General features: G+C 59.4%; 4 protein-coding genes. All 4 read left to right on the top strand.

The annotated features are described in order from the left end of the window. Positions 1 to 152 precede the first annotated feature (152 nt). A complete protein-coding gene (locus KP814_RS32065; protein ID WP_216740597.1) occupies positions 153 to 962 on the top strand; it encodes a phage BR0599 family protein in 810 nt (269 codons plus the stop codon). A 9-nt stretch (positions 963 to 971) separates the two neighbouring features. Continuing rightward, the gene (locus KP814_RS32060; protein ID WP_011399368.1) at positions 972 to 1,205 is read left to right on the top strand and encodes a hypothetical protein; all 234 of its coding nucleotides are present in this window, start codon (positions 972 to 974) and stop codon (positions 1,203 to 1,205) included. Then, positions 1,202 to 1,417, top strand: coding sequence for a hypothetical protein (locus tag KP814_RS32055; protein WP_216740596.1), 216 nt, complete (start codon positions 1,202 to 1,204; stop codon positions 1,415 to 1,417). The genes KP814_RS32060 and KP814_RS32055 overlap by 4 nt, the downstream gene beginning before the upstream one ends. Further along, positions 1,407 to 3,289: phage tail protein (locus KP814_RS32050; RefSeq protein WP_216740595.1), on the top strand; the 1,883-nt coding region annotated here is incomplete at its 3' end. The genes KP814_RS32055 and KP814_RS32050, both read left to right, overlap by 11 nt.

Raw genomic sequence — 3,289 nt, 5'->3', positions numbered from 1 at the left:
CAACCGCTTGGCGTTTCTCTTTCCCCCGCGGATATCGCTCGCATTTCTTTTATGACGCTCATGCGCCTGGATGCTGACGCCGTCGAAATATCCCACCACACCGATGCGCTGGCGGAAGTCAGCTTGCCCTTAATGAGTTTACGGGACGATCTATGAGTTACTCAGACCGAGAGACATCGACGGACGAAGCCTGTCCGGTCGAACTCTATGAGTTTCGGCGGGGCACGCGCGTCTGGCGTTATACCAGCGCCGCCAGGGATGAACGCTTTAACGCGTTTGTCTATTCCTCCATTGCACTCAAGCGCGGCGTGATAGAGCGCAGCGCGCAAAGCGGACGCGCAGGTTTTCGCGTCACCCTGCCTCGGGATGTGGCGGTGGCTCAAGCGTTTATTTCCACGCCGCCCTCTGAAGTGACGTTGTTGACGGTATACCGGCGACATATGGATGACTCAGAGACGGTTCCCGTGTGGATGGGACGGGTGCTGAATGCGGAATGGCGCGGCTCTGAAGTGGAGTTCAATTGCGAGCCTGTCTATACCAGTTTGCAGCGAACAGGCTTGCGTCGTCTGTATCAACGCAATTGTCCTCATGCGCTCTATGGCGCGGCCTGCGGAGCCAGTCCCACGGCGCATCGCATTAAGGGGAACGTGATGGCGCAGGAAGGCCCCGTCATTCGCGTCGCAGCAGCGGCCGACTATGCGGACGGCTATTTCGCGGGAGGAATCGCCACCTGGTCCGCCGAGGGGCTGACGGAAAAGCGCATGATCGTCGGCCAGAGTGGCGACGCGATCACGCTATCCACTACGCCGCCTGGCCTTCGCGTTGGCGCAGCGGTGATGTTGTACCCAGGCTGCGACCACACGTTGACGACCTGTGACGCCAAGTTCAGCAATAGTTTGAACTACGGGGGCTTTCCCTTCATTCCCTCCAAGAACCCCTTCGGCGGCAGCCCAATTTACTGAGGACCTTTCATGCCTTGGATGCAAATCGTCGTGTGGATCGTCGCCACACTGGTTCAGTACGCGCTGGCGCCCAAACCGCCGCAACCGCCGGCGGCGGAGTTAAAGGACTTGGACGCGCCCACCGCCGACGAGGGGCGTCCGATTCCCGTGGTGTTCGGGACAGTTTTAGTGCGCAGCGCCAATGTGGTCTGGTATGGAGATCTGCGCACCACGCCCATCAAATCCAAAGGCGGTAAGAAATGACGTCGCTGACGGTCACCCACGCCGATATGCGGGCGTTGGGCTATTGCAATCGCGGCGGCCGCGCCTGGTTCGCTCGCCATGGGTTGGACTGGTCCCGGTTTTTGGAAGCGGGGGTTCCGGCGCGGACATTGCTGGCCACCGGCGACGTCATGGCGCAAGCGGTCGTGGCGCAGGCGCAAACACGCCGAGACGAGGAACAGGATGGGCGGTAGCAGTAAGTCGGTCACTGTTGGGTATCGCTACTACCTCGGAATGCACTTGGCGATCTGCCACGGTCCGGTGGACGCCCTCACCGAAATTCAGGTCGGCGATCGCCAAGCCTGGAAAGGCGACCTCAAGCGTAGTGGACGACTTCAGCTCAACGAGAAAGAGCTGTTTGGCGGCGATAAACGTGAAGGCGGCGTCTATGGCTCCGTGGATGCGGCGTTTGGGGAAGAGACGCAACAACCCAATGACTACCTTAAAGCCGTCCAGGGTGAGCCTCAGCCCGCTTATCGCGGATTGTTCAGCCTCATTCTCAGGCAGGTCTGCCTCGCCGCCAATAATCCCTATATCAAACCCTGGGCGGTGCGGGTGAAGCGTTGCTTTAGGGCCTGGTATCCCGACAAGGCGGAGATTCATGGCGCCGCCAACCCCGCCCACATCCTTTACGAGTGTCTGACCAACCCCGTATGGGGCATGGGATATCCCGCCCTCAGTCTGGATGACGGAGGTTTTCGGGCGGCGGCCGATGCGTTGTATCAGGAAGGCTTCGGGTTAAGCCTGATCTGGTCGCAGCAAAGTAAAATCGAGCAGTTTGTGAAAGAGGTGCTGGATCATATTGGCGGCGTTCTGACGACCTCTCCCACCAATGGGCGCTTTGTGCTGAAGCTGGTGCGGGCCAACTATGCGCAGTCATCCTTACCGGTTTTTGGTCCGAACACTGTGATCGAGCTGGAGAGCTTTCAGCGAGCGGCCTGGGGAGAAACCACCAACGAGCTGGTGCTGATCTACACCCATCCCGAGAGTTTCAAGGAAACCAGTGTGACGGTGCAGGACCTGGCCAATATTCAGGCCCAGGGCGCAGTGGTGTCCCAGACCCGGCGCTATCCCGGCATTACATCGGATGTGCTGGCGTCCCGAGTGGCCATGCGCGACTTAACCGCCGTCTCCACACCTCTGGCGAAGGTCCGTCTCAAGGTAAACCGCAATGGATGGCGGTTGGCGCCGGGAGATGTGTTTATGCTCACCTGGCCGGCATTAGGCATTGAGTCACTGGTATTACGCATCGCCGCCATCGATGGCGGAACCCTGACCCAGGGCGCGATTCATATTGAAGCGGTTGAGGACGTGTTTGGCTTACCTGCAGCCAGTTATACCTCCGCTCAGCCAACGGGATGGAGCGATCCTGTCCCAGCGCCATCAGCCTCCCCATATCGACGCTTGGTGGAAGCCCCATACTGGGACCTTGTAAGGTCGTTAAAGCCTGCGGACCTGGAGTATCTGGAGCCGTCTGATGGTTATCTGCAGACGTTGGCGGTGCGTCCCTCATCCGGGGCGCTCAATTATGAGCTGCACACGAAGTCGCATACCGCGCCCCGTTACCAATGGCGTGATCAGGGGGAATTCTGTCCCTCTGCGGTATTAGCCGATGAGATTGGCCCTCAGGTAAAGACGACAGTGATGGTCTTAGAAGAGTGCGATTTCGACTTGGTGGAGGTTGGCGGATACGCCTATTTGAACGATGAAGTCGTGGCAGTGACTGCGATGGACCTGTCGCAGCGCAGTCTCACCCTGTTGCGTGGCGTGCTCGATACTGTGCCCGTGGCGCATCCTGCAGGCAGTCGTCTTTGGTTTGCCGATGGATTTCAGGGCGTGGACGCTACGGAATACGCCGCCGGCGAAAAGGTGGATGCGCGCTTGCTGACCGTGACCGGAAAAGGAACCCTGGCGCTGGATTCCGCGCCTGCCGACTCTCTATCGATGAATCGGCGTCAGGATCGACCTTATCCGCCAGGCAATCTGAAAGTTAACGGCGCCGCCTATCCTGACGTCATCACCGGGGCCTTAACGGTCTCGTGGGCGCATCGTGATCGCCTCACGCA

This window comes from Hahella sp. HN01 (assembly GCF_018986435.1).
In the GTDB taxonomy this organism is placed as follows: Bacteria; Pseudomonadota; Gammaproteobacteria; order Pseudomonadales; family Oleiphilaceae; genus Hahella.
The sequence above is the reverse complement of the archived record's forward strand: the minus strand, read 5'-3'. Positions and strand labels throughout refer to the sequence as shown.